Source organism: Lujinxingia vulgaris, assembly GCF_007997015.1.
Taxonomy (GTDB): Bacteria; Myxococcota_A; Bradymonadia; order Bradymonadales; family Bradymonadaceae; genus Lujinxingia; species Lujinxingia vulgaris.
Genome location: NZ_VOSM01000003.1, coordinates 539505 through 564451 on the forward strand (window position 1 = coordinate 539505; position 24947 = coordinate 564451).

A 24947-nucleotide genomic window follows, 5' to 3' on the forward strand; every position below is an offset into this window, starting at 1 on the left:
TAATCAGGCGTGCGGCGTCGGTGCGGAAGAAGCGACGCCATCGGCACCGACGGAGGCGTCCGCTACAGCCGCAACCTGGCGTGGATCGCGCGGTGCCTGATCAATCAAATCATCCGAAACTCGCCCTTTCAGCCGGTCATCCCCCGGAATCTGAGGGATAAGCTGGCCCTGATCCACCAGCACACGGATGGGCATGGTCTCGGCCAGGTTCGGATCGTGGGTGACCACCACCACGGTCACGCCGGTGCTCTCGTTGAGCTCACGCAGCACGGCGTGTATCCCAGCGCCCGTCTTAAGGTCAAGGTTGCCGGTAGGCTCGTCGGCCAGCAGAAGGCGCGGCTTTTTAAAGAGAGCGCGCGCGATCGCCACCCGCTGCTGCTCCCCACCGGAGAGCTCCCCGGGTTGATGCTGCACCCGATCTTTGAGCCCGACCTTCTCCAGAAGCTCCATCGCGCGCGCTTCGGCCTCGCCTTTGCGCATCCGCCCGATGAGCCCGGGCATCATCACGTTCTCCAGGGCGGTGAACTCCGGCAACAGGTGGTGAAACTGAAACACAAAGCCGACCTGCTCGTTGCGAAAACGCGCAAGCCCGCTGGAGCTGCGCGCAAACACATCTTCGCCGTCAAAGAGCATCGTCCCGGAGGTGGGCGCATCGAGCGTGCCCAGAAGTTGCAAAAGCGTGCTCTTGCCGGCGCCGCTCGGTCCCATGATCGCGACCTGATCGCCCGCGAAGATCCGGAAGTTCAGATCCCGAAGCACGTCGAGCTGCTGGCCGCGATGCTCAAAGCGGCGGTGAATACCCTTGAGCTCGATCAGCGGCGTGGTGGTCGTCGTCTCAGTCATAACGAAGCCCCTCTACCGGACGCATCTTCGCGGCCTGGTACGATGGATACAATGTGGCCAGGAAGCTGATCAGGATGGTGCTCAACACCACCGCCACAACCTCCAGGCGGTCAACCTCAACCGGAAGGGTCGAGATATAATAAACCTCGGAGTCCAGCGGCAGGCCCACCGTCTGGAGCAAGTAGCAAATCAAAAGCCCCATCCCCAGCCCGGCCGCCGCGCCCACCGCCCCGATCACCACCCCCTGGAACATAAAGACGCGCATGATGCCGCCGTCGCTGGCCCCCATCGACTTGAGGATGGCGATCTCACGGGCCTTCTCGATGACGATCATGATCAGCATCGCCACGATGCTAAAACTCGCGACCAGGATGATGAAGATCAGCACCAGGAACATCGCGATCTTCTCGAGCTTGAGCGCAAAGAAGAGGCTGCTGTTCATCTGCTGCCAGTCCATCACGCGAAGCTCTGGCGAGAAGATCTCACGCAGGCGCTCCCCCACCGCCAGAACCTCCTCGACGTTGTCGGTGCGAAGCTCCACGCCGGTGGCCCCCTCAAAGTCGAGCAGGCGCGCGGCGTCATCGAGCGAGGTAAACGCCGCGTTGGCGTCGTATTCGTACATCCCGCTGTAAAACACCCCGACAATGCGAAAGGGCCGGCTCCGCGGGATAGGTCCCGAGGGTCCCATCTCGCCACGGGGCGTGACCACGTTGACCTCATCGCCCAGACGCACCTGCAGCGAGGTTGCGAGCTCGGTCCCGATGATCAAACCGGGAAGCCGCCCATCATCCTGCGGCGCTTCATCAACAATGCCCGGCATCTCGCCACCGGCCTCATCGCCCTCCTCGCCGGGCAGCGCGGGCAAATCCCAGGCCTCTGCGCCGCTGTCGTCAAAGAGCGGCGGCATAAACCCCTCATCACCGCCGCGCTCGGCCTGCGGCTGCGGCGTCTCATCGCTGACCTCATCGAGGTCGATGAGCGGAGGCAGGTCCTCGTCGGGTGCCGGCATAAAGTCGTCGCTGACACCCGTCGCGCCGCGCTTCGCGTCGATGGTCTCGCGCAGCTCCTTGCTCTCCTTATCGAGCCGATCGAGCAGAACTTCGAGCTCTTCGTCACGCTCCTCCTCGATGCGTTCCATCATCCCGCGCGAATCACGCAGGTTGGAGAGCTCCCCTTTCTCAAGGTTTTCCAGAAGATCGGTGACCGTCCCCACCCGATCGACGTCGATGCCACGAAGCACCACGCCGCTCAGGTTGGTCGGCGAGGAGACCATCACCTCGCTCTCGATAAATGGGGAGGCGCCGACAACGCCTTCGACCTCCAGAGCGCGGTCGGCCACGGCGTTGGCGTCATCGAGCGGGCCAAAATCCGGCTGCTGGATGACCACATGGGCCTTCGCCCCCAGAATTTTGCTGGTGAGGTCGGCGCGGAAGCCTCCCATCACACTGAGCACGACGATCAACGCCGTCACGCCCAGCGCCACACCGCTGACCGCGATCAATGTGATGATCGAGACGACGCGGCTGCGCTGTTTGGCCATCAAATAACGACGGCCGACGAAGCTCTCATAAGACATCAGCTTCCCGTTGAGGGCATAGACGAGGGGAGCAGCACCGAGCGGCTGCAACCGGGCCACCGCCGCGTTGATTCCGCGCCGGTGGCCCGTTCTTTCTTACGCTTCGGCCGCTTCATCACCCTCAGATTGTCCGCCCGCCTTAAGCAGGTAGGCTTCCACGAAGGGGTCGAGGCCCCCGTCGAGCACCTTATCGACGTTGCCCTCGGTGTAGCCGGTGCGAACGTCTTTGATCTGCTTGTAGGGGTGCAGCACGTAAGAGCGAATCTGGCTACCGAAGGCCACATCCTTCTGCTCGGCGTGCTCATCAGCGGCCTTGTCGCGGCGCTCCTGCATCTCGCGCTCGTAGAGTTTGGCGCGAAGCATCTTCATCGCTGTGGCGCGGTTTTTATGCTGGGAGCGCTCATTCTGACAGGCCACCACAATCCCGGTGGGGATGTGCGTAAAACGCACCGCGGAGTCGGTTCGGTTAACGTGCTGACCACCGGCACCGGAGGCGCGGTAGGTGTCGATGCGCAGATCGCTATCTTTGATCTCGATCTCGATATCGTCATCGATCTCGGGGGCCACCGACACCGCCGCAAAGCTGGTATGCCGACGCTTCGCGCTGTCAAAGGGGCTGATGCGCACCAGGCGATGCACGCCGGCCTCGGCTTTGAGATGACCGAACGCAAAGTCGCCGGTGACGTGCAGGTCGGCGCTCTTGATCCCCGCCTCATCGCCGGCCTGCTGGTCGGTGACTTCCACCTGCCAGCCCTTCTGCTCGACGTACCGCAGGTACATCCGCAGGAGAATCGAGGCCCAGTCCTGGCTCTCGGTGCCCCCTGCCCCGGCGTTGATCGAGACAAAGGCGTTGTGGTCGTCGTGCTCGCCACTGAGCATCCGGCGCGTCTCCAGACTCTGGACCGCGCTCTTCGTCTCCGTAATAAGCTGACCGGCGTCGGCAAGGGCCTGCGGATCGCCATCGGCCTCAGCGGCAAGCTCCAGGTAGAGCTCCGCCTCATCCAGACTCTCGAGCTGCGTCTCGTAACGCTCGATCACATCGACCAGCTCACCGCGCTCTTTCATCGTCGTCTGAGCGCGCTCTGCATCGTTCCAGAACTCCGGGTCCTGGCTTATCGCATCGAGTTCTTCGATCCTGGCTTTCTTTTGAGCCAGGTCAAAGATACCTCCCGAGCTCAACCAGCCGTTGACGAAGATCGCTGATACTCGAGCGAATCTCTTCACGGGTCATGGCATGACCTCCATCTCGCCACGCAAAGACGCGTGGGTGGGTGTTTTGTCAAAAGGGGCGTATCGCCCGAAAATTCGCCACCTTCGGCGGCCGGGCGGTTGTAGCGCGCGGGCTCTCAAACTGTCAATCAGCCCTCTGCCCGCGGCGCATTTCCTGCAGAGAACAACGCGTAAACGAAAGCTCATCCCCGCAGAGTACGCGAGCGCCGCCCGCGCTGACGCGCGGACGACGCTCCTCTTCGGATTTGCCCCCTTTCTGGGGGCGCAACCTTACTTCTTAAAGATCGACGCGCCGGGGTAACTCGCGGTCGCGCCGAGCTGCTCTTCGATGCGGATCAGCTCGTTGTACTTGGCGACCCGGTCGGAGCGCGAGAGGCTCCCGGTCTTGATCTGGCCGCTGGCCGTGGCCACCGCCAGGTGCGCGATGGTGGTATCTTCGGTCTCCCCGGAGCGGTGGCTGATCACGGCGGTGTAGCCGTTGCGATGCGCGAGCTCCACCGCATCCAGCGTCTCACTGAGCGTGCCGATCTGGTTGACCTTGATCAGGATCGAGTTCCCCACGCCCTTTTCAATGCCGCGGGCGAGCGTCCTGGTGTTGGTCACAAAGAGGTCGTCGCCGACCAGCTGCACCTTCTTGCCCAGGCGGTCGGTGAGCTTCTTCCAGCCCTCCCAGTCGTTCTCGTCGAGACCATCCTCGATGCTGGCGATCGGGTAGGCGCTGACCAGCTCTTCGTAGAAATCAATCATCTTCGCCACGTCGAGCTCACGGCCCTCCCCGGCGAGCTTGTAGGTCTTGGACTCTTTGTCGAAGAACTCACTGGCGGCGCAGTCCAGCGCAAGCACGACGTCTTCGCCGGCTTTGTAGCCAGCCTTCTCGATGGCTTCCATGATGCGGTCGAGGGCCTCGCGGTTGCTCTTGAGGTTGGGCGCAAACCCGCCCTCATCGCCCACCGAGGTGGAGTAGCCCTGGCCTTTGAGCACGCTCTTAAGGGCGTGGAAGATCTCCGCGCCACAGCGCACCGCCTCGGTCAGCGAGCCGGCTCCCACGGGCATGACCATGAACTCCTGAATGTCGACGCTGTTGTCGGCGTGAGAGCCGCCGTTGATGATGTTCATCATCGGCACCGGCATCACCGTGGCCTGCAAGCCGCCGATGTAGCGGTAGAGCGAAAGCCCCAGCGCCTCCGACGCGGCGTAGGCCGACGCCAGACTCACCGCCAGAAGCGCGTTCGCGCCCAGGCGGCTCTTATTCTCGGTCCCATCAAGGCCAAGCAGAATGTCGTCGATGCGACGCTGGTTCGCGCTGTCCTCGCCGATAAGCTCCGGGGCGATCTCCTCGTGGATGTTCTCCACGGCCTGCTGAACGCCCTTGCCGAGGTAGCGCGCCTTATCCCCATCGCGAAGCTCAATGGCCTCGTGCTCCCCGGTGGAAGCACCGCTGGGGACCGCCGCGCGTCCCATCGCGCCACTCTCCAGATAAACATCACACTCCACGGTGGGGTTACCGCGGCTGTCGAGAATCTCACGGGCAACAATATCGACAATCTCAGTCATCATCTTCCTCAGTTTCAAAGGTGTACTCAGAGGGCGCCCCGCTGGCGGAGCGCTCTTTATCATCATGATCTTCAGGAGTGGAGTCGGGCGACGCGGCCGCCTCGGCGGTCTCATCATTATGATGAGGCGCAACGCCAGCCTCATCTTTGGCGCTGACCAGGTGAATCGCTGCGTTAAAGAACTTCTGCCGCGGCCCCCTGGCGTAAAGACCAACCTGACCACGCTCCCCGTCGCAGACAAGAATCGCCTGAAAGGGAAGATTAAAATAGGTCAGGTGCTCGCGCGCCGCGTCCTCGCTCAGCAACGCATCGCTCCCGGGTTCCGACCAGAACATCCCCACCACATGACGTCTGCCACTTCCGGGCTCTTCGCGACGGGTCAATGCGGCGAGCTGCTCCTTAACCCCGCGCTCCAGCGCGTCGGCGGCGTCATCGTCCTCCCAGACATAGGTAAGGTCCTCAAACGCGCTGACCTCGACAAACGCACCATCACCATCCAGCGCAAAATGCCCCAGCAAGATCGCCACTGCACGTTGCGAGCGGTAACGCGCCGCTTTGGTCAGCTCCGCGAGCACATCGGCGTAGATAAAGTAGCGAACCGGCTGGTTGCCATCTTCGCCAAAGACCTCGACGTCGACGACTTCGCCCGAGGTCGGGGGCTCGGCAAAAAGGGCCTTTAAGACCTGCCTCTCCAGCTGCGCAAACCGCTTCGGGTTAAGCTCCATCTCACTCGGATTACCCACGAGGATTCACCGCCCGTTGCGAGAGCTGGCTGATACGATCGGCCGCATCGACCTCTTCTTTGCGCAGGTTCACATCCCAGGCGATCGTCTGCTCCGTGCCATCGAGGTTGTAGACATACTTGATGCGGTAGACGCCCTCACCGCGCGCCTCGGGCATCCAGCGGCACTTGCGCTCTTCTTTGCAGGACTCGAAAGCCTCGGCGGTGTCGGCCTGAGCGGTCAGCAGCCACTCCAGGGTCTCGATCAGGTCAGACTGGTCGAGCAAGGTCGCCAGCGCCTTACATCCGTCGCGGTGGCGAGGCTGGCGGCACTGGGTGCGCGCCGGGCCCAGCCAGCGGTTGGCTGCGACGCGCTGCTTCGGATCGTAGGTGCCAGGCATGATGCTCACACGGTCTGTGGGCTCAAACTCCTCGCCGACTCGCATGATCTGCGCGGCCTGCAGGTTCACCGCACGAAGGGCGCGTTTATCAAAGTCGAACTCAAACTCGGCATAGGTCTGCTCGCCACCCTCGGTCCACTGAAAGTAGGCCCGAAAAAGGTTGTCGCGATCGTGATCGATGGTCCACCCCAGCACGGTATCGCCCTCACCGGAGCCCTCGCGCTGCTCGAAGTAGAGCAGCAGCGCGCCGCCCAGATTAATCCCGGCCGGGAAGCGGTGGTTGGTCATCGCCGAGACGACCTGCGCGGCCTTGTCGTAGTACTTCGACTCCTGGCCCTTCTCGGGGTCACTGGCGACCTGGGCAAGCACGTTTTTGGGCACCACTTTCTGGGTCTTCAGGTCCACAAGCCAGGCCGGTCCGATGCGGATATTGGCGTCTTGAAACCCGTAGCGCACAAGGAAAAACGAGGGCCCAAACTTCGTCTCCCCCCACCACTGAGCATGCCAGCCGGTGGACTCGGCCCCGGTGATTTTAAGTTTATCTTTGATGAACGCCTCGCTGGCGAGGAGCTCACCGACGGTGTTGGCTTCAACCTCACCGTCCTCGGATTGATTGACGCGAGAGCGCTGCACCAGCGCGATGGCGGCCTCACCCTGATCGGCCCAGGGGTTCTTGCGCTCTCTGGCTTCCCGCTGCTCGGCAACGGCCTGCTCGACGATCACCGTCTCGGCATCGCCTGTCAGCGCGATCACCATCAGCCCGCCAACCACGAGGATCAGCGCGACGACCAACCCCAATACGATCTGAAGAATTGTGCGTGTATCCATACAATGGCGCCGTCGTAGAGTTGGGTGTTGCGGCGCGCTGCGCGCGCCTGCTCTCATCCCGCTGAGCGGGTCTGAATTGCCGGAAACTTACTCGTCATCGTCGTCGACCAGGCCCATCAGCTCGGGTGAAATCATCACCTTGGCCTCCGGCGTCGGCTCGGCCATCCGCCGCGATGGCGAGCTGCGGACCTCCACCTCTCCGGCCAGCGCGGAAGGCGCAGCACTCGCCTCGGCCGGCTCCGCGTCCATCGGTGGAGCAGTCATCGAGACGTCGGCCTCACCACTTGCTGCGCTCGACGGCACTGGTGTGTTCCGGGCCTTCATGCGCTGGCGGAGACGCTCCTTCAGATCGAGGCTCGACTCGGCGCGCAGCGAACGAAGGCGCGCCAGGTCCGCGTCAATATCAACGGTCTTGCCGAGATCGTCGTCCTGGTCAGCGGGTGGCTCCGCGCCAGACTTTTCGGGGACGCCGCCGCCAAACATCGGCCCGGTCGTCGCCTCAATCTCCGCGCGGGAAAGCGGACGATCGAGCTGCACGGTCGCGCGAAGATCCTCTTCCGGCTCATCGAGATGAGCACCGCCGAAACTCACCGACGCCGACGCATTCTGCTCGGCGTCATCGCGCTCTGCGAACGCCTCATCGACACCCCCGATCACCCAGTCGTCTGAAGCGCCGCTGGACTCTTCCTGAGGCGACTCCCAGGGGCTGAGCGTCACATCCCCGTCGGCCTTCGCGGCATCGAGTTCGTCATCATCACGCATCGGCGAGAGACGGACCGTGGGACGATGCGCGACGGCTTCCGGGGGAAGATCTTCCCACTCATCTTCGCTGACTTCATCAACACTGGCCTCATCATCGCTGGCGACATCTCCCCAGCTCGCATCGGAGCCGTCCCAACCACCGAGGGAGGCGGCCAGCGGCGCATCATCGAGGGGAAGGCGATCGTACTCGCGCGTCTCCTCATCATGCTCCGACGCAGTTGACGACGCGACCTCCGGCATCACCTCAGGCTCATCGGCCTCAACGCTCTCTTCGACATGCCCGTCGCTTTCCTCTGCGATCTTCTTGAGGTCTTCGGTGAACACGAGCGAGCCGGAAGGGGGCGTAAAGTCAACCGCGGCGTCCGGGTCTTCACGCCACTGGTCGGGGCTGAAGCGATACTCGGCGGGCACGCCCTGGAGGCGGTCGGCAAAGACCTGCACGAAGTTCCAGAGCAGCTTGATGGCCAGCCCGGGCGCGCTGCGCAGGATGCCCATAAAATCATCACGCGCGATCGCAAAGAGCGTGGTCGGCTCAAGCGCCTGCACCCGAAGTCGGTTGTCGCTGTCATCCTGGGCGTCGATCAGCGCCATCTCACCGAAATGCTCCCCGGCGGTCAGGACGCTGACGCGTTGCCCGTCGAGGTGCAATGAGACAGAACCTCGCAGGATCACAAAGAGGCTGTGCGCCACATTCTCCGGTGAGGTGACGACCTCTTCGGGCTCCGCCTCGACCACCTCGCCAAGCCGACGGATGTGCTCAAGCTCGTTGGCCGCCAGGTAATGGAAATACGGGGTGCTGCGGAGCATCTCGAGCACCGGCGCCACGTCGTTCTGCTCAGCCTCGGCGTCGACAGCGTCCACCACGATCACGGTGATGTTATCCTTACCACCGCTCTCGTTGGCGAAGTCGATGCATCGCGTGATGATCTCTTCGAGGACGTCGCCCGAGGTCATGTCGAGCACGTCGATCTCTTCCTCGAAATACCCGCTGAGACCGTCGGAGCACATCATCATGCGATCGCCCGGCTCGATGCCAAACTCAAACGCATCGACCTCCACGAACTCTCGCACACCGACGGCGCGGGTGACCGCATTATTATGCGGGAAGTCGCGCTCTTTGGTGTCGGGGGGAAGTTTGCCCTGACGGATCATCTCGTTGAGCAGCGAGTGATCCATGGTGATCTGCTCAACATCGCCCTCGCGCACCCGGTAGAGGCGAGAGTCGCCGACGTGGCCCACAAAGCCATGCGCCCCGCTGATAAGCAGCGCTGAGCAGGTTGTGCCCATGCCGCGGCGGCTGGCGTCTTGTTGGGCCATCTCGAAGATGCGGGCGTTGGCGGTCTGCACCGCCTGGCGCAACAGCTCCACCGTCGCCTGCTGGACCTGCTTATCTTCCGGGGCCTCTTGAAGATGACTCAGAAGCTCGCCAGCCCCGGCGATGACCTCCCGCACCGTGCGTACGCACACCGCGCTGGCGACCTCGCCGGCGGCGTGGCCTCCCATCCCGTCGCAGACCACGAAGAGTTGCAGACGTTTGTCGACCAGGAAGTTATCTTCGTTATGGTCGCGGACGCGCCCGGTGTCCGTAGCGGCCCAGAACCGCAAATCCATGGTGGCTCCTCAACTATGTCGCGCAGGGCGATCGGTCGGGCGCATCATAACCCAAAGTTCCCGATTCATCATCCGGCCAGTTGGCTTTTTTGTCCGCTCGCGCCTCCCCCCGGTGTTCACCGCGCAGGACGCCAACACGTCCACGAACCCGGAGCGCTCACGCGCCCCTCTTCTCATCCCCGATCAGCGCATCGCGCGTCCAGGTCACGGGCAAAAGCATCAAAGAAATCGACAGCATCGTTCGGGCCGGGGCCGGCCTCCGGGTGGTACTGAACGGCGTGGACCGGCAGGCTCTTGTGCGAGAAGCCCGAGATGGTGTCGTCGTTGATGTTGACGTGGGTGATCTCCAGATCGTCGGGAAAACTCTCCCGTCGCACCGCGTAGCCGTGGTTCTGGCTGGTCATGGCGACGCTCTTGTCGCGCTGGTTCTGCACCGGCTGGTTGGGCCCCCGGTGGCCAAAGCCCAGCTTGAAGGTCTCGCCACCAAAGGCTTTGGCCAGCAGCTGATGCCCCAGACAGATGCCCATGGTCGGGTAGCGCTCGCTAAGCGCGCGCACGCCTGCGATGAAAGGCTCCATCTTATCGGGATCCCCCGGGCCGTTGGACCAGAGCACCCCATCGGGACGCTGCGCCTCGACATCCTCCACTGCGGCGTCGCGGGGCATCAGCGTGACGCGCATGCCGCGGGCCAGAAGATGGCGCAGAATGCTGAACTTCACCCCGAAGTCCATCACAACAACGTGCGGCGCCTTGCTCTCGTCATCACTCCCAGGGGCGGCCGGTGTCAGCACAAGCGGGCTCTGCCAGGCGTCTTCGGCGCTCACGCGGAGGGCGCGCGCGGTGGCGACTTCACTCACATAGTCCACGCTGCCGTAGCCCGGGTGCGCGGCGATAAGTTCCAGCGCTGCGGCGGCATCCTGTGCGGTGGCGTCGTGCACAATCGCAGCCAGCCCCACCCCGCCCTGCCGGATCCGTCGCGTCAGCTCGCGGGTGTCAATCTCACAGATGCCGACCACGCCGCGATCGACGAGCCAGTCTTCAAAGCCCTGTTCGCTGCGCTGGTTGCTGGCGCGCCGCGAGAGCGAGCGCACGATCACGCCGGCGGCCTGCGTCTCCACCGACTCGCTGTCGAGCGCGTTGACCCCGTAGTTGCCGATATGGGGCATCGTGTAGGTAATGAGCTGCCCGCGGTAGGAGGGGTCGGTGGCGATCTCCTGATAGCCCGACATGCTGGTGTTGAAGACCACCTCCCCCACCGTGGAGCCGGGCGCGCCGGCGCTCAACCCTTCAAAACAGGTGCCGTCCTCCAGCACCAGGATCGCGGGGCTACGCCCCGAGAGCGACTTCAACCTGGGTCGCGACTGCTTCAACTGCTGCTCCTTAGGCGTACTGCGCTTGCCTTCCAAAATACGCTGCGATCACTGCCTGACGAACGGCAACCCCGTGGGTTACCTGCTGCCAGATCAGGCTCTGCGGGCTCTCGATCACCGGATCGGCGAGCTCCACACCCCGTATCACAGGACCGGGGTGCAAGATCATCGTCGACGGCGACATATACTGCTCAACGACCGTCGGGTCGATACCCCAATCCAGGGCGTAGCGATGCGGATCAACCACTGAGCTACGAAGACGCTCCTGCTGAACCCGAAGCACCACCACCGCATCCGCCCAGCGTACGGCCTCCTTAAGCGAGGTCGAGACACGCACAGGCCACTCGGCGAGTCGCTCTTCGGTGGGGATTAACATCTTCGGTCCGGCGATCATGACCTCGGCGCCCAGCTCTGAGAAGATATGCGCGTCACTGCGGGCCACGCGGCTGTGCACGATGTCGCCGATGATCGCGATCTTCAGCCCGCCAAGCTGATTACCGGTCTTAAAATGGCGGCGCAACGTCAGCGCATCGAGCAGCCCCTGGGTGGGGTGCTCACCGCTGCCGTTGCCGGCGTTGATGACCGGGATCCGCACCCGCTCCGCGAGCACCTGAGGAAGATGGCGATCATGATGACGGACCACCAACCCGTCGACGCCCATCGCCGCCAGAGTCTGGCAGGTATCTGCGGCAGACTCCCCCTTTTCAACGCTGCTCCCCTCCCCGTTCACCGTCACCGACTGCCCGCCAAGGCGTTGAATCGCCAGATCGAAGCTCGCGCGGGTGCGTGTGCTTGGCTCCAGAAAGAGCAAGGCAAAGGTTCGTCCACTCAGAAGCTGCGCGTCTTCAGGCGGGGTGATCACCCTGCCCTCGTCATTCAGGTAGCGCTCGGAGGCGTCCAGAAGCGCGATCATCTGGTGTCTCGACAGGTCCTTCAGCCCAATCAAGTTCATCGTCGCTCCCGGCGTCTCGGGCCCCCCAACACGACGTGTGCGGAGCCTCGTTATGGTCACGTCACAGGTCTACTCGATCGCCATCCCAAAACGATCCCAGCGGATGCCCGGATCGCCGGTCTGGCCGTCTTCGAGCGAAAGCCAGATGATCATGGCGCGCCCCTTGATGTTATCCATCGGCACCTGGCCCCAGCAGCGGCTGTCGGCGGAGTTGTCGCGGTTATCACCCATCGCAAAGAAGTGCCCATCTTCGACGGTGATCGGGCCGAAGTCATGCCCCTCATCGTAGCCCGGCGGACTGTCTTCGCGGATCTGGTGGGTCGCCTCCCCCAACGTCTCCAGATAGTAGTACGCGGTACGCCCGGAGCGATCCGGGGCCGGGCCGCGGCGAATCGGCGTACGGTCCACCGGCTCACCGTTGACCAGAAGCTGCGCGCCTCGCCCCTCCACCACATCGCCGGGAAGGCCAACAATGCGCTTGATGAAGTCCTTCTCATCGAAGTTAAGGATGCACTCGACGGCTTTCTCCCCCTTGGCGGCGGCCTCCTCACGGCGCTTACGCACATGCTCGCGCGCCTCCTCGGAGGGGAAGCGAAACACGACCACCTCGCCACGTTGTGGCTCGGCAAAACGCATCAGAAACGTAGTCGTAAAGGGAACTCGGATGCCGTAGCGGATCTTGTTGACGAAAAGATGGTCCCCCCGGAGAAGGGTCGGCTCCATCGAACCGCTGGGGATCTTAAACGCCTCAAAGAAAAAGGCCCGCAGCACCAGCGCGCATAAAATCGCCAGTCCCACAGTCTCGACGTACTCCTGCCAGGCAGGCTTGACCGAGATGCCCGCCAGGTGCTCCTCAGCCAGCGCACGCACCGTCTCGCTGACCTCTTCGACATACTCGAGGTCCTCGCGCTTCATCCCCTGGCGAAGCGCATTGAGCTCTTCCTGAAGGCGATAGCGCGCCTCGTCGGGAAGCTTGCGTGCGCGGTCCAGACGCAGCTGAGTCTCGCGCACCAGCTCCTGCGCGTCGTCGATGATCTGCGCCTTGTCGTTTTGCCTGCTCACCGCAACTTACCTCACGCTGGCTTAACCCTCATCGACGCGCAGAACCGCCAGGAAAGCCTCCTGGGGCAGCTCCACATTGCCGACCTGCTTCATGCGCTTTTTGCCCTCTTTCTGCTTCTCGAGGAGCTTGCGCTTACGGCTGATATCGCCGCCGTAACACTTCGCGGTGACGTTTTTACGAAACGCTTTGACCGTCTCACGGGCGATCACACGGTTACCGATCGCCGCCTGCAGCGCCACCTCAAACATCTGGCGCGGAATGACCTCTTTGAGCTTCTTGGCCAGCATCCGCCCGCGGTTGTAGGCAAAGTCGCGGTGCACAATCACGCTGAGCGCGTCCACCGGCTCCCCGTTGACCATCAGGTCCAGCTTGACCATATCGCCCTTCTTAAAGCCGATCAGCTCGTACTCAAAGCTGGCGTAGCCACGCGACACCGACTTGAGGCGATCGAAGAAGTCAAAGACCACCTCGCTCATCGGCATCTCATACTTGAGGATGATGCGGTTGGCCCCCGAGTAGCGCAGATCCGACTGCGTGCCCCGGCGCTCCTCGCACAAGCCGATGACCGGGCCCACATGCTCCGGCGGCACGTGGATGGTGGCCATAATAAAGGGCTCTTCGATGCGCTCAATAAACTGCGTCTCGGGCAAGTCGCTGGGGTTCTCCACCATCAAGGTCTCCCCATCGGTGGTGATCACCTGGTAGACGACCGAGGGCGCGGTGGTGATCAGGTCAAGATCGAACTCGCGCTCCAGACGCTCCTGGATGATCTCCATATGCAGGAGCCCCAGGAAGCCACAGCGGAACCCGAAGCCCAGCGCCTGGCTGGTCTCCGGCTCATAGGTGATCGAGGCGTCGTTGAGCACGAGCTTGTCGAGCGCGTCGCGCAACTCATCATAGTCTTTGGAGTTCGTCGGGAAGATCCCGCAGAACACCGTGGGCTTGACGTCCTTAAAGCCCGGAAGTGCCTCGGCGGCCGGACGCCTGGCATCGGTGATCGTGTCGCCAACCTTGGCCTGATCGACCTCTTTGATCATCGCGATCACAAAACCGACCTCGCCAGGCCCGAGCTTGTCGACCGGAATAGGCGTGGGTCCGTAGACGCCGATCTGCGTCACTTCACTCTTCGCCCCGGTGGCCATCCATTTGATCTCCATGCCCGGGCGCAGCTCGCCCTCGACGATGCGGATCATGTTGATGACGCCACGGTACGGGTCGAACCAGCTGTCGAAGACCGACGCACGCAGCGGCGCCTGGGGGTCGCCCTGAGGCGGCGGGATGCGTTGCACGACCGCCTCGAGCGTCTCTTTGATGCCGATGCCGCTTTTTGCGCTGGCGAGCACCGCTTCGCTGGCGTCCAGGCCGATGACGTCTTCGATCTCTTCTTTGACCCGTTCCGGGTCGGCGGAGGGAAGATCGATCTTGTTGAGCACCGGCACGATCTCCAGATCGTTGTCGATGGCCAGATAGACGTTGGCAACGGTCTGCGCCTCGACGCCCTGAGCGGCGTCGACCACCAGAATCGCCCCCTCACAACAGGCCAGGCTGCGGGAGACCTCGTAGTTGAAGTCCACGTGCCCCGGCGTATCAATGAGGTTGAGCAGGTACTCCTCACCGTCGTCGGCGGTGTAAAAGAGGCGCACCGCCTGGCTCTTGATCGTGATGCCGCGCTCACGCTCCAGGTCCATGCTGTCGAGGAACTGAGCCTTCTTCTCACGATCGCTGACCGCTTTGGTCTCATCGAGAATACGGTCGGCCAGAGTCGACTTACCGTGGTCGATGTGCGCGATGATGGAGAAGTTGCGGATTTTAGATTGGTCGATCGAACGTTTCGCCATGGACGCTCTTGGCCTTCTTCAAAAAGTGACACTGCTCTAACGGGCCGAAAAGGATCATCCTTCCCGACGTGGCTACACTGCGTGCAGAAGATGATGGTGCTCCCTGCAGCCGTCGCGACATCACAGGGCGGCTCAAGGGCGTCACCCATCGCTGACGACCGACGCCAGCACGCGCGGCTCCCGGGGCGGTTTCATAGCTCAGCGCGCAGGTCGAGGCAAGGTAAGCCGCGCGCCGGACTCACCGGGTTAACTTTGACACCGGAGCGCTAAACTTCCATGCTGCCCGGCGAGGAGCCGGCACCTGACGCCTGAGCGCTGCCCTGATGAATGCCTCCGGCCTTTGCATGGATTCGTAACTATGAACGCTACCCGAACCCTTTTCGCTTCTGCCCTGATCACCACGTTGATGGCCCTGGGCCCTGTTGCTTGCGGCTCCGATGAGGCCGCCGAACGCGACATGGGCGAGCTGGGTGCGGCGCACTTCTCGCGCTCCAAAAACGAAGAGGGTCAGGTCGTGGAGCGCTACGACTCTACCGGCGACGGCGTGGCCGATGTTCTCAAGTACTTTGAGGAGAGCGCCGACCCGGAAGATCCTTCGCTGACCCAACGCCGGCTGGTGAAACTGGAAATCGACGCCAACGGCGACGGAAACATAAATGTGCGGCGGATCTTCGATGAGTCCAATACCGTGCGCACCGAAGAGTTGGACGTCGATCTGGATGGTCAGGTCGATGTCATCCTCTATTTCGATGGGGGCAAGCTCACCCGTAAGGAGCTCATCGACACCGAGAGCGGTCGCGTCGCCACCACGCGCCACTACTCCGAGGGGACACTCATCCGGGTCGAGAAGGACGAGAACGCCGACGATCGCATCGATTACTGGGAGTTCTACGAAGAAGGTGTGCTCACCCGGCTGGGACGCGACACCAACGGCGACGGGCAGGCTGACACCTGGCAGGCGCGCTGAGCGACACTCCGCACACTAACCCACCGCACTCATCACAAAGCCGGGCCGCCCTGATGGCGAGCCCGGCTTTGTCGTGTCCGTACGTTTTCCGCTTCTTCTGCTTCACTCCAGCATGCGTCACTCGCCAGAGTTCAACACTCTGCTCTTCACTCTGCGGCAGCCTGAGCGCTCAGCGCGCTGGTCAGCTCTCGCACCACCACCGAGGCGGCCATCATCCCGAAACTTCCGGTCACAAAGCTCACCGTGCCCTCGATGAGGTTTCGGTGCTCGCAGGAGTGCAGATCGTTGCCCTTGGTCGGGCAGATGCAACGGAACCCGGACGTGCCGTCATAGCTCAGCGACTGCGGCTCGTGGCGCGACTCACTGCTGTAGACGGTGGGGATTCCCAGGCGCTTGTTGCCCGAGAGCACCCCACGCTGACGCATGATCTTGCGCACCGCGCGCGCCAGCGGGTCGCCCTTGGTGCGCGCCAGATCGGCGATCTCGATGCGCGTCGGATCCACCTTACCCGCCGCCCCCATGCACGAGACCACCGGGATCCCCTGCTCCATGCAGGAGACCAGCAGGTGAACCTTCGCGCTGACGTTATCGATGGCGTCGACCACAAAATCGGGGCGCTGGCTCAGAAAAGACTCGCTGGTGGCCTCATGGTAGAACGCACGCCGCCCGACGACGGTGGCCTCCGGGTTGATCAGCGAGCAACGCTCAGCCATCAGGTCGGCCTTCCACTTACCGAAGGTTCCCTTCATGGCGTGCAGCTGACGGTTGGTGTTGGTGCCGCAGACGCGGTCAAAGTCCACCAGCGTGAGCTTGCCAAGCCCGGTGCGCGCCAGGCTCTCAGCGGTGTAACTGCCCACACCGCCAAGCCCGAAGACCATCACGTGCGAGCCGTAGAGCCGCTCCATGGCGTCTTCGCCAAGAAGACGGCCGGCGCGGTCCCAGCGCCTGTGCAGCGCCCACGACTTCATCGGGCGGCCCTCAAAGACCACGGTGCCGGCGTCATCCGGCTGGTTCTGTTCGTCTACGCTCAAACCATCGATGGGACAGCTCATCGTCGTGTCTCACTGCTCGTGGGGGGGATGCGATTGACAGACCTCATCGACGAGGCCTGAATCGAGGCGCGCAAACTACGCACTTTGCGCGAAAATCTCAACACTTAAGCATGATCACCGAGCGTGCCGGTGATGTTGAAGAGGCGGCGCGTGTTCTCGGCACATCGCGCGGCGACCCGCTCAGGAGGCTGCTGGATCGCGGCGGCAACCGCCCGAATCACCTCCACAAGATCAGCGGGCTCGGAGCGCTCGCTGCCCGCATCACCGGGGACCGGACCATCCGGGCAATCCGTCTCCAGGTGCATCCGATCGAGCGGCACCTGTTTTACAACCGCCTGAAGTTTCTCGGGATTTCGCGCCAGACGACCGCCCACCGAGATATCGAGCCCGTGCATCAAAAAGAGCGGCACCTGGCGCGCCGACCCGCTGTACCCATGCATGATACCGCCGGCCGGCGACGGCCCCTCTCGCCGCAGAAGATCATGGAGGGTGCTGTGGCAGCGCACCGCGTGCAGCACCACCGGAAGCTCGCGCTCCCGGGCCATGCGAAGCTGCTCCGAGCAGGCGCGAAGTTGCAACGCGCGGGCGTCGGGGTCGGTGGCCCGCACAAAGTCGAGCCCGAACTCGCCGACGGCCGCCCACCCGGGGGCATCAAGCGCCTCTTCGAGCAGCCGAAGCTCCTCGTCCAGCGAAGCTGCATCCAGCGCATCGACCGCCCAGGGATGCACCCCGGCGCAGATCGCCACGCCGGGACGCTCGCCCAACTCTCGCAACGCGGCCCGGCGACGCTGATCAAAGTCCGCGACGACGATGGCCTGCACGCCGGCGTCCTGCGCGCTGGCGAGCACCTCCGCGCGATCGCCGTCGAAGGCTTCAAAATGCAGGTGGCAGTGCGCGTCGATCATCGCGAATTCCGTCACCCTTCGCCGTGCTCAAACGAGCTGACGAAAGCCTCAAAGCCTTCGGCCTGCCCGTCGATCAGGGCCTTCGGCCCGACCATGCGGAAGAAGAAGAGGCCCTGGGAGGTCTCGGCGATCGCGCCCAGCATGCGCTGCTCATCGCGCGGGCCCTGCCCGCCCATCGCCATGCCGGCGTCGTAGGTCCCCGACGCATCGACGGTATGAACCTTCACGCCGTTGACTTCCCGCTCGGCAAACGTCGCCGGATCGCCGCCGTTAAACTGCCCGGCCCAGCGCTCCAGGTTGGCCTCGACGCCGCCGCCACCGCCCGGACCGAAGTAGAAGACCACAAGCTCGGCCGGCTCCTGGCCCGCCTCACCGGGGATGCTGTACTGGGCCTGACGCATCGCGTTGGTGGGAAGCTGGGCCTGCCAGCCCTCGGGCACCTGCCAGCGGATGGGACCGACCTTACCGTACTCTTCCGGCGACATCCGGGGAACTTCAGGCGCGGGAACACCACCGATCATCTGGCCGCCCTGCTGCCCGCCTTGCTGCCCCATCGGCGGATGCCCGGGCGGAAGCTCCGTTCCCTCCACCGGTCCCAGCCCGCCGGAGCGCCCCGGAGCATCCGAGGCCCCCGGCGCAGCAGCACCGCCCTGGGCCGGCGCCGAGGCCGACGCGCTCACCGAGGGCGCCCCCTCAAAGGGATCGTCCTCGCAACCTGCAAGTCCCAGCGCCACCACCAGCGCCACCGCACCCATCGTTACCTTCTTCATGATCACTACCTGAGTTCTTCGTGTTGAATCGTCTTCGTTGTCGGCGTCTCACTCTCCAGCTGCGCTCCCATGCCGAGAGCTGCGCAGTGGGAGCGCCCGCGCAACCCTTTACACCCTGTGGGGCATTCCCCCAACCCCTGCCCGCAGTGGTCGATCGTCACATCAACAGGTGGCCGGCATCGTAATCCTGAATCTGCGAGTCCCCACTGATGGAGAGCTGCGCAAACTGGTTGAAGCCGGTTCGCATATCGGTGGCCCGCACGCTGAGCATGCCGTTGGTGTCGACCTCAAAGGTCACCTCGATCTGCACCTCTTCGCGGGGGCCAGGGGGGATGTCCGTGAGCTCCAGCACGCCCAGCTGCTGGTTATCCTCGATACGACGGCTGTTGCCCGAGTAGATCGGCAGTACCACCCGGGTCTGATCGTCGCGCGAGGTCGAGAAGTAGCGCGAGCGCTCCAGAGGAAGTTGACCGTTGCGCTCGATGATGATGTCCATCACCCCGCCGACGGTGGCCACCCCCAGCGCGTGCGGGGTCACGTCGATAAGCAGCGGGCCGGCCTGAGCGGCCTGCTCGGCGGAGTCGATCTCTTCGAGCCAGCTCTCATCGACCTCGTCGATGCCCTCGTCAAACCCGGCGACCGCCGGAATCGCAGGCATCGGTGCCGGGGCGGCCTGCTCCTGAACCATGGAGGCTCCGAAGACCGCAGCACCCACCGCCACCACCTCGTCGGGATCAATGCCCAGGACCGGCTCGCGATTGAAGAACTCACGCGCGCGCCGCTGCACAAGGGGCACACGGGTGGAGCCGCCGACCAGCACGAGGTGGTCGATCTCGGCGCGCTGCAGCCCGGCGCTGCGCAGCGCGTCTTCGCAGGTCGTCAGGCTTTGGTCGACGATATCAACGCAGCGCTTCTCGAAGTTGTCGCGGGTCAGCGAGAAGTCGAGCTCCAGTTCGGTGACCGTGCCCGGGATGGTCTCGCGGATCATCATGCGCACGGCGTCCTGTTGGCTCAGCCCTTTTTTGATCTCTTCGGCGTAGACGCGCAGGCGCTGTCGCACCAGCTCATCGGCAGAAAGGTCAACGTGGTGCTGACGCTCAAAGGCGTTGAGGATCGCGCTGACCAGTCGAAAGTCGAAGTCGTCGCCCCCCAGGTAGCTGTTGCCCGCGGTGGAGAGCACCTCAAAGACATTGCCGCGAAGCTCCAGCAGGGTCACATCGAAGGTACCTCCGCCGAAGTCATAGATTGCCACGCGCTCGCGCTTGTCGCTGCCGTAGCCGTAGGCCAGCGCTGCCGCAGTGGGCTCGTTGATAAGGCGCAGAACCTCCAGCCCGGCAAGCTCCCCGGCGCGTTTGGTGGCGCGCCGCTGGGCCTCATCGAAGTTCGCCGGCACCGTGATCACAGCCCGGGTCACCGGTTGCCCCAGGTAATCCTGCGCCAGACCTTTGAGGTAATGCAGCACGCGCGCGCCGATGCCCTCCGGCGGGTGAAGCTGCTGCTGCACCTGAATGCGCGGGGTGTTGTCTTCGGCCGGAACGATGGGAAAGGGAAAGAGCCCCATCAACATCTTGATCTCGGGGCTATCAAAGGGCCGCCCAATAAGACGCTTGGCGCTGAACACCGTGTTCATCGGATCGCTAAGCCGGTAGGGGCGCGCGTCGTTACCCACGATCGCCTGCCCCCCCTCCATCAGGTGCACAATCGAGGGATGCACCCGGCGCCCCTGGGCGTCCGGGATCACGATCGCCTCGCCCTCCAGCACCACTGAGATCACGGAGTTCGAGGTTCCAAGGTCGATCCCTGCGACAATCTCCGACATCTGCATCTCCTGCGAGTTCGGTCCGGTTAGGTCGTTGCTGGTCTTACGCATCATGGTGACGCGCGCCATGCGCACGTCAGAATCGTGCGCCCTGCGTACACGGGGCGCGATGGTGCCACAGCCCGGCCATAGCGGCCAACCTCGACGTGATGATGCGTCGCTTCACAATCGCCTCGATTATGCTTGACCGGGGAATGGGCGAGTTGAAGATTGCCGGGCGAAGTCCCCCGGAGCCGGGGTTGCCGACTCGGGCCGGGTTCGCTATGAAAGGGGGTCTTTGCGCCGCCTGATTTTCGTGGCGCTACGCTGTGTATCAACCCGAAACGGACGCCCTTGTCGATCATCACCAACAGGGCGGCCCCCGCAACTTATCTGGAGTCTCCATCGTGGACAGCTTCCTCGAACTCAGCACGGGTCATCAATGGTTCCGCGTGGTCCTGGGCATTGGCGTGCTCGTGGGCTTTGGTTTCGCGGCCCGTACCGTCTACTGGCTTTTGCGCTATGTCGCCGCCGGCCAGGGTGATCTGAAAACCAGCCAGATCCCCGAACGCATCAAAGGCATCATCACCCAGGTTCTGGGCCAGGCGCGGGTTATCGCCGAGCCGGCCGGGGTCCTGCACCTCTTTATCTTCTGGGGCTTTTTGATCCTTCAGCTGGAGACGCTGGAGTACATCGCGCGCGCCTTTAAGTGGGACTTCCACCTGAGCGCACTGATCGGCCGAGGCGCCTACAACGGCGCGCTCTTTATGCAGGACGTCTTCGGCTTCCTGGTGCTGGTCGCGATCCTGATGTCGGCGTTTCGCCGCTATGTCATCCGTCCCAAGCACTCGCTGCAGTCGGTTGACGGCGCGGTGATCATCGCGCTGATCGCCTCGCTGATGATCTCGAAGTTCATCGCCAACGGTGCCGAGATCGCCTTCATCAGCGTGGAAAACCAGGCCCACGACGCGCAGTGGACGCCGGTGGCTCTCTTCACCTCCACGATCCTCCAGAGCCTGGGCGCCTCCCCGCAGTCCGAGGGCATGTTCTGGATTTACCACGTGTCCTACTGGATCCACATCGGCATCGTGGTGGCCTTTGCCAACTACATCCCCTTCGGCAAGCACCTGCACCTGATCGGGGCTATCCCCAACATCTTCTTCCGCAAGCTCGAGCCCTCCGGCGCGCTCTACCCCATCGACATGGAAGACGAGAACGTGGAGTCCTTCGGGGCGGCCCGCGTCGAAGACCTGCGCTGGAAGCAGCTGCTCGACACCTACGCCTGCACCGAGTGTGGTCGCTGCGAGCACTACTGCCCGGCGTACAACACCGGCAAGGCGCTCAACCCGATGGCCGTGATTCACAACATCAAAGAGCACCTTCGCGAGAAAGGCACCGCGGTCATTCGGGGCAACAACCCGGAAGCCGCCGAAGAGTTCCCGCCGCTGGCCGGTGGCATCATCACCAAAGAAGAGCTCTGGGCCTGCACCACCTGCGGGGCGTGTGTGGCCAACTGCCCGGTCTACATCGAGCACGTCGACACCATCGTGGATATGCGCCGCTACCTGGCGCTGATGGAGTCGGACTTCTCGGCGGAGGTCGGTCGTACCTTCCGCAACATGGAGAACAACTCCAACCCCTGGGGTATCTCTTCGTCTTACCGCGCGGACTGGGCCGAAGGCCTGGACATCCCGCTGATGAGCGAGATGACCTCGGCGCCGGATTACCTCTTCTTCGTCGGTTGCGCCGGCAGCTTCGACGACCGCCAGAAGAAGGTCACCCAGGCCTTCGCGAAGATCCTTCGCTCGGCCGGCGTCTCGGTGGCCATCCTGGGGCCGGAAGAGGCCTGCACGGGCGACCCCGCCCGCCGCATCGGCAATGAGTACCTCTACTGGATGCTCGCCACCCAGAACATTGAGACGATGAACAGCTACGGGGTCACCCGCATCATCACCACCTGCCCCCACTGCTTCCACACCATCGGCAAAGAGTATCCGCAGCTGGGCGGCAACTACGAGGTGATCCACCACACCGCCCTGCTCAATGAGCTGATCCAGCATCAGCGCATCCAGCTTAAGCCCTCGGCCACGATGAAAGTCACCTACCACGACTCCTGCTACATCGGTCGCTGGGACAACACCTACTCCAACCCCCGTGAAGTGCTGCAGTCGGTGCCCGGGGTGGTCATGCAGGAGATGGATCTTAATAAGAAGCAGAGCTTCTGCTGCGGCGCCGGTGGTGGCCGCATGTGGATGGAAGAGACCGAAGGCAAGCGCGTTAATATTGAGCGCACCGACCAGGCGCTGGCCACCACGCCGGATGCCATCGCGGTCAACTGTCCCTTCTGCCTGACGATGTTCGACGACGGCCTCAAGAACCGCGGCGCCGACGAGGTCAAGTTGCTCGACCTGGCCGAAATCATCGCCGATAACCTCGTGGAGAACGTCCCCGAGGAGACGACCGAAGCCGCCGCCGAGTAAGGCTCTGTGAAGCAAGACCTGCCGGGGCGCTCGCAAACGAGCGCCCCGGCACCTTCGAACGCCGCCGAAGCATCGCTGAGGCGGCGCTCTCGCATTGACGCCCTGCGCGCCACGCCGGCGCCACAACCCCTGGAGACGCCATGACCCAACGATCCCCCGAGATTCAGCAGGCCGATCCGGAAGTCTTCGAGATCCTCGAAGCGGAAGATCAGCGCCAGCACACCACCGTGCGCCTGATCGCCAGCGAGAACTACACCTCCAAAGCAGTGATGGAGGCCACCGGTAGCCGCCTGACCAACAAGTACAGCGAAGGCTACCCCGGCAAACGCTATTACCAGGGTCAGGAGAACACCGACCGCATTGAGCGCCTGGCCTGTGAGCGCGCCAAGAGCCTCTTCGGCGCCGAGCACGTCAACATCCAGCCCTACAGTGGATCTCCGGCCAACCTGGCCGTCTTCTACGCGATGCTGGAGCCGGGCGATAAAGTCCTCGGCATGGGACTCCCCTTCGGCGGGCACCTCACCCACGGCTGGAAGGTCAGCTTCTCGGGGCGTTTCTACGACGCGCACGCCTACGCCGTCGATCCGACCACCGAGCAGATCGACTACGACGCTGTCGCCAGACAGGCGCGGGAAGTTCGCCCGAAGATGTTGATCTGCGGCGCCTCGGCCTACCCGCGCACCATCGACTTTCAGCGTTTTGCCGAGATCGCCCGCGAGGTCGACGCGGTGCTCCTGGCCGACATCGCCCACATCGCGGGCCTGGTCGCCGCCGGCGTCCACCCCTCGCCCATCGACGTCGCCGACGTGGTCACCACCACCACCCACAAGACGCTCCGCGGTCCGCGCGGAGGCATGATCATGTGCAAGGCCGAGCACGCCAAAGCCATTGACCGGGCCGTCTTCCCGGGACTTCAGGGCGGCCCGCACATGAACGCGGTCGCGGCAGCTGCGGTGGCCTTCGGCGAGGCCAACACCGACGACTTTAAGGCCTACGCTCAGCAGGTCGTCGACAACGCCCGCGCCCTGGCAGAGGGACTCTTAACTCACGGACTGCGCCTGGTGACCGGCGGTACCGACAACCACCTGGTGCTGCTCGACTTGACCCCGCGCGAGCTCGGCGGACGCGCCGCAGCCACCGCCCTCGAGAAGGCCGGCGTGGTTGTCAACTCCAACTCCATCCCCTTCGATAAGCGCAAGCCCTTTGACCCCTCGGGCATCCGCATTGGCACCGCCGCGGTGACCACCCGCGGCATGGACCAGGGGGCCATGGGGCAGATCGCGGGCTTTATCGGCCGCGCCCTCGACAACATCGACGACGACACCGCGCTCAGCGCGATCCGCGCCGACGTCGAGGCCTTCTGCGCCGATTATCCTATCCCTTAACCCCTCAGTGAGCCCCGGGCTCTCAACCGACCACACACCGACGTCGTGTTGACGTCACTTCTGTGTCCAGGCAGTGAACGCTCTATGTACAACCTTCTTATCAGCATCGCAGGCTCGCTCGTCGTCACCCTCCTCGTTGGCTTTCTGGTCGGGGGCGGCGAGCTGCAAATCGTTTATGGAATCGTCCCGGGCCTGATTGTGCTCGGGGCGGTCTACATCATCCTCGCCCGCCGCTCGATGAAGGCAGTCCAGGACGTGATGGCGCGCGCCCAGGTCGACCTGCAGGCCAACCGCATCGACCGCGGCATTGAGACCATCAAGGAAGCCTACCCCATCGGCAAATGGCAATTCTTCATCACCTCGCAGGTCGACGGCCAGATCGGTACGGTCCTCTACATGAGCCAGCGTTTTGATGAGGCTGAGCCCTTCCTCAAGCGCTCCTTTAAGCGCAACTGGGTGGCACGCGCGATGCTGGGCACCCTGCTCTACAAGCGCAAGCGCTACGATGAGATGGAGAAGGTCTTTGAGGAGGCGGTCATCGCCAACAAAAAGGAGAGCCTTCTGTGGAACCTCTACGCCTACTGCATGTGGAAGAGCGGCCAGCGCGATAAGGCCATCAAGGTGCTCAACCGCGCCGTCGAGAAACTCGAGGGCGACCAGCGTACCGAAAGCAACCTCAAAGCCCTGCAGAACAACCGCAAGATGAAGATGCGAGGCTGGAACCTGATGTGGTATCAGTTCCACCTCGACCGGCCGCCGGCCCAGCGCCAGCAGGCTCAGTTTCGTCGCCGTTAACCGTCATCGAGCCCACACGCTCGACGCTTTATCCCTTGAGAGTTCAG

18 protein-coding genes and 1 pseudogene are annotated in these 24947 nt (G+C 63.4%); 4 read left to right on the top strand and 15 right to left on the bottom strand.

Features of this window, described 5'->3' with window-relative positions:
• Nucleotides 1–159 precede the first annotated feature (159 nt).
• The 11 genes and pseudogenes from FRC98_RS09125 to lepA form a co-directional block, all read right to left on the bottom strand.
• A pseudogene (locus FRC98_RS09125) lies at nt 160–843 on the bottom strand (ABC transporter ATP-binding protein); the annotation flags it as partial.
• Nucleotides 836–2419 (bottom strand): FtsX-like permease family protein, encoded by a 1584-nt coding sequence (locus FRC98_RS09130; RefSeq protein ID WP_146980986.1) that lies wholly within the window; start codon nt 2417–2419, stop codon nt 836–838. The pseudogene FRC98_RS09125 and the gene FRC98_RS09130, both read right to left, overlap by 8 nt.
• Nucleotides 2420–2515: 96 nt before the next feature.
• Nucleotides 2516–3650 (bottom strand): peptide chain release factor 2 gene (prfB, locus tag FRC98_RS09135; protein ID WP_146980987.1). Its coding sequence is split into 2 segments (ribosomal slippage): nt 2516–3589 and nt 3591–3650, totalling 1134 coding nucleotides; the frame shifts between segments, so codons are not numbered across the junction.
• Between the two features lie 269 nt (nt 3651–3919).
• On the bottom strand, nt 3920–5203 hold the full coding sequence (eno, locus tag FRC98_RS09140; RefSeq protein ID WP_146980988.1) for a phosphopyruvate hydratase: 1284 nt from the start codon (nt 5201–5203) through the stop codon (nt 3920–3922).
• Nucleotides 5196–5945: a hypothetical protein gene (locus FRC98_RS09145; RefSeq protein ID WP_146980989.1), complete on the bottom strand. Its 750-nt coding sequence runs from the start codon at nt 5943–5945 to the stop codon at nt 5196–5198. Before FRC98_RS09145 ends, eno begins: the two co-directional genes overlap by 8 nt.
• Entirely contained in the window at nt 5938–7152 is a 1215-nt protein-coding gene (locus FRC98_RS09150; protein WP_146980990.1) for a hypothetical protein, read from the bottom strand. The genes FRC98_RS09145 and FRC98_RS09150 overlap by 8 nt, the downstream gene beginning before the upstream one ends.
• A gap of 87 nt (nt 7153–7239) precedes the next feature.
• Nucleotides 7240–9525, bottom strand: coding sequence for a Stp1/IreP family PP2C-type Ser/Thr phosphatase (locus tag FRC98_RS09155; protein WP_146980991.1), 2286 nt, complete (start codon nt 9523–9525; stop codon nt 7240–7242).
• 173 nt (nt 9526–9698) lie between these two features.
• Nucleotides 9699–10895, bottom strand: a complete 1197-nt coding sequence (carA, locus tag FRC98_RS09160) for a glutamine-hydrolyzing carbamoyl-phosphate synthase small subunit (RefSeq protein ID WP_230467451.1) — start codon at nt 10893–10895, stop codon at nt 9699–9701.
• A gap of 10 nt (nt 10896–10905) precedes the next feature.
• Complete coding sequence (locus FRC98_RS09165) at nt 10906–11847, bottom strand: aspartate carbamoyltransferase catalytic subunit (RefSeq protein WP_146980992.1); 942 nt, start codon at nt 11845–11847, stop codon at nt 10906–10908.
• A 69-nt stretch (nt 11848–11916) separates the two neighbouring features.
• A complete protein-coding gene (lepB, locus tag FRC98_RS09170) occupies nt 11917–12909 on the bottom strand; it encodes a signal peptidase I (protein ID WP_146980993.1) in 993 nt (330 codons plus the stop codon).
• Between the two features lie 21 nt (nt 12910–12930).
• Nucleotides 12931–14748, bottom strand: coding sequence for a translation elongation factor 4 (gene lepA, locus FRC98_RS09175; RefSeq protein ID WP_146980994.1), 1818 nt, complete (start codon nt 14746–14748; stop codon nt 12931–12933).
• A 358-nt stretch (nt 14749–15106) separates the two neighbouring features.
• Between lepA and FRC98_RS09180 the strand changes: the two genes are divergently transcribed.
• Nucleotides 15107–15715, top strand: a complete 609-nt coding sequence (locus tag FRC98_RS09180; RefSeq protein WP_146980995.1) for a hypothetical protein — start codon at nt 15107–15109, stop codon at nt 15713–15715.
• A 146-nt stretch (nt 15716–15861) separates the two neighbouring features.
• Here the strand turns inward: FRC98_RS09180 and FRC98_RS09185 are convergent, their stop codons facing one another.
• The 4 genes from FRC98_RS09185 to FRC98_RS09200 form a co-directional block, all read right to left on the bottom strand.
• On the bottom strand, nt 15862–16767 hold the full coding sequence (locus FRC98_RS09185; RefSeq protein ID WP_230467453.1) for a tRNA threonylcarbamoyladenosine dehydratase: 906 nt from the start codon (nt 16765–16767) through the stop codon (nt 15862–15864).
• 104 nt (nt 16768–16871) lie between these two features.
• Nucleotides 16872–17672 (bottom strand): TatD family hydrolase, encoded by an 801-nt coding sequence (locus FRC98_RS09190; protein WP_146980996.1) that lies wholly within the window; start codon nt 17670–17672, stop codon nt 16872–16874.
• An 11-nt stretch (nt 17673–17683) separates the two neighbouring features.
• Nucleotides 17684–18442 carry a hypothetical protein gene (locus FRC98_RS09195; RefSeq protein ID WP_146980997.1) on the bottom strand — a complete coding sequence of 253 codons (759 nt, stop codon included), beginning with the start codon at nt 18440–18442 and terminating at the stop codon, nt 17684–17686.
• 157 nt (nt 18443–18599) lie between these two features.
• Nucleotides 18600–20261, bottom strand: a complete 1662-nt coding sequence (locus FRC98_RS09200; RefSeq protein WP_230467454.1) for an Hsp70 family protein — start codon at nt 20259–20261, stop codon at nt 18600–18602.
• A gap of 386 nt (nt 20262–20647) precedes the next feature.
• Between FRC98_RS09200 and FRC98_RS09205 the strand changes: the two genes are divergently transcribed.
• The 3 genes from FRC98_RS09205 (at nt 20648) to FRC98_RS09215 (ending at nt 24900) form a co-directional block, all read left to right on the top strand.
• Entirely contained in the window at nt 20648–22720 is a 2073-nt protein-coding gene (locus tag FRC98_RS09205) for a (Fe-S)-binding protein (RefSeq protein WP_146980999.1), read from the top strand.
• Between the two features lie 140 nt (nt 22721–22860).
• Nucleotides 22861–24105 (top strand): serine hydroxymethyltransferase, encoded by a 1245-nt coding sequence (gene glyA, locus FRC98_RS09210; protein WP_146981000.1) that lies wholly within the window; start codon nt 22861–22863, stop codon nt 24103–24105.
• An 84-nt stretch (nt 24106–24189) separates the two neighbouring features.
• Entirely contained in the window at nt 24190–24900 is a 711-nt protein-coding gene (locus tag FRC98_RS09215; RefSeq protein WP_146981001.1) for a tetratricopeptide repeat protein, read from the top strand.
• The last annotated feature ends 47 nt before the right edge of the window (nt 24901–24947 follow it).

Coding starts and splice junctions, on each gene's coding strand:
- FRC98_RS09130 (WP_146980986.1), bottom strand. CDS start 2,419: ATGTCTTATGAGAGCTTCGTCGGCCGTCGTTATTTGATGGCCAAACAG.
- eno (WP_146980988.1), bottom strand. CDS start 5,203: ATGACTGAGATTGTCGATATTGTTGCCCGTGAGATTCTCGACAGCCGC.
- FRC98_RS09150 (WP_146980990.1), bottom strand. CDS start 7,152: ATGGATACACGCACAATTCTTCAGATCGTATTGGGGTTGGTCGTCGCG.
- FRC98_RS09155 (WP_146980991.1), bottom strand. CDS start 9,525: ATGGATTTGCGGTTCTGGGCCGCTACGGACACCGGGCGCGTCCGCGAC.
- FRC98_RS09165 (WP_146980992.1), bottom strand. CDS start 11,847: ATGAACTTGATTGGGCTGAAGGACCTGTCGAGACACCAGATGATCGCG.
- lepA (WP_146980994.1), bottom strand. CDS start 14,748: ATGGCGAAACGTTCGATCGACCAATCTAAAATCCGCAACTTCTCCATC.
- FRC98_RS09180 (WP_146980995.1), top strand. CDS start 15,107: ATGAACGCTACCCGAACCCTTTTCGCTTCTGCCCTGATCACCACGTTG.
- FRC98_RS09185 (WP_230467453.1), bottom strand. CDS start 16,767: ATGAGCTGTCCCATCGATGGTTTGAGCGTAGACGAACAGAACCAGCCG.
- FRC98_RS09190 (WP_146980996.1), bottom strand. CDS start 17,672: ATGATCGACGCGCACTGCCACCTGCATTTTGAAGCCTTCGACGGCGAT.
- FRC98_RS09195 (WP_146980997.1), bottom strand. CDS start 18,442: ATGAAGAAGGTAACGATGGGTGCGGTGGCGCTGGTGGTGGCGCTGGGA.
- FRC98_RS09200 (WP_230467454.1), bottom strand. CDS start 20,261: ATGTCGGAGATTGTCGCAGGGATCGACCTTGGAACCTCGAACTCCGTG.
- glyA (WP_146981000.1), top strand. CDS start 22,861: ATGACCCAACGATCCCCCGAGATTCAGCAGGCCGATCCGGAAGTCTTC.
- FRC98_RS09215 (WP_146981001.1), top strand. CDS start 24,190: ATGTACAACCTTCTTATCAGCATCGCAGGCTCGCTCGTCGTCACCCTC.